At 71.9% G+C, this 987-nt stretch carries 1 protein-coding gene and 1 pseudogene; both read right to left on the minus strand.

Features of this window, described 5'->3' with window-relative positions; genetic code table 11:
• Positions 1 to 217, minus strand: a pseudogene (locus ETD85_RS62480) (hypothetical protein); the annotation flags it as partial.
• A gap of 148 nt (positions 218 to 365) precedes the next feature.
• Positions 366 to 987: hypothetical protein (locus ETD85_RS64310; RefSeq protein ID WP_170247523.1), on the minus strand; the 622-nt coding region annotated here is incomplete at its 5' end.

The raw sequence follows: 987 nt of genomic DNA on the forward strand, positions 1-987 counted from the left end.
TCAGGGCGATGGAGCCCTCGGTGGCGACCTTGTGGGCCGAGCCGGCGGCGCCGGCGGCGGACATCAGGGAGACGGCGCCCCACGCGGCGATCCGGAGGGTGAGCTGGTCCTGGTCGGTGAGGGTGATCGACATGGTGGTGTGCTCCTTCTGAGCTGTCAGGAAATCCGGGTGAACGGTCGGCCCGGCCTTGGGGGCCGCGCCCGGTGAACCGTTCATGCGTTTACGATCGCCGACCGCCCTGATACCGGGCCGTCGCCGTCCTGACACGACCGCTGATACGTCCGCCGGGCGTCCCGGCCTGCTGCTGCGTCCTTCTGGATGCTGGGGACCGGCGGTCACTCGCCGCGGAGCCGGTGCCCGTTCGTCAGCGTCGCTTCGGTGGCCTGCGGTAGGTGACGACCTGGTCGCCGGGTCCCGGGTACGCCATGATCAGCAGCCGCTGGGTGCCGTACTTCTCGCCCTGCCAGGCGGACCAGGCGAAGTGCACGCGGATGCGGTAGTGGCCCTTGCGGCCGTTGAGTGACAGGTCGGGCAGCTCGGTGCCGCTCAGGCCGTCGCCGAACTTCATCTCGCCGTCCCGGTTGGCGTAGCCGACCTCCGGCTCCTTGAGCCTGATCGCCCTGGCCGGCTTGACGAGGGGGCGGTGGCGCGGAGTGGCGTCGCATTTGCGCTGTTCCTCGGCCATGAACTCGTCGAATTCGCGGTCCTCGGCGGCCGCTTCCGCCGTGACCTTCGCCGTCGCGGCCGGGCAGATCCCGGCGAGCACCCCGCTCAGGTCACGGACGCCCGCTTCTGCCACGTCCTGCAGGCGGGCCAGCTCGCGCGGGTCGTTGCGGGTGTAGGCGGCGCACAGGCGACGGCCGTGGGCGAGCAGCACCTGGTCGGCCGTGGTGACCGGGCCGCGCGAGTGGTCGGCGACCGGGAGGAAGCACAGGGCCACGAACGTGGCGAGCACCGCCACGAGCACGTGGTGGCGCGGGCGGGCG

It is taken from the genome of Nonomuraea zeae (assembly GCF_005889725.1).
Lineage (GTDB): Bacteria > Actinomycetota > Actinomycetes > Streptosporangiales > Streptosporangiaceae > Nonomuraea > Nonomuraea zeae.